The sequence below is a fragment of the Tamlana crocina genome, from assembly GCF_012037625.1.
In genome coordinates this window covers 1-473 of record NZ_JAAVJS010000206.1, presented here as the reverse complement: position 1 = coordinate 473, position 473 = coordinate 1, and the positions used below count along the sequence as shown (strand labels likewise).

General features: G+C 39.5%; 1 pseudogene. It reads right to left on the bottom strand.

The annotated features are described in order from the left end of the window. A pseudogene (locus tag HC176_RS16335) lies at nt 1-473 on the bottom strand (sulfate adenylyltransferase); the annotation flags it as partial.

Genomic DNA, 473 nt, shown 5'->3' with positions numbered 1-473 from the left:
ATCATAGCTCCCCTGCTTACATCGATGTCATCCTCAAGAGTTATTGCAACCGACATTGGTGCATAGGGTTCTTCAACTTCCTGCTTTCCGGCATTTATCGATCTTATTTTAGAAGAGAATCCTGATGGTAGTACTGCTACTTCATCTCCTACTCTATAGATCCCACTGGCGATCCTTCCCGCATACCCCCTGTAATCTCTGTATTTTTCATTTTGCGGTCTTATTACTGTTTGTACAGGAAAACGCGCGTCGATCTTATTGATATCACTGCTAATATGTAAATTTTCAAGGGTACTTAAAAGCGTACCATTTTGGTACCAGGTCATGTTCTCTGATCTGTTTACCACATTATCTCCTTTTAAGGCGCTAATAGGAATGAACCGTACATCCTTCATCAACAGTTTGGAAGAAAACTCTTCAAACTGTGCTATTATATTATTATATACTTCTTCAGAGAAATCAACCAGGTCCAT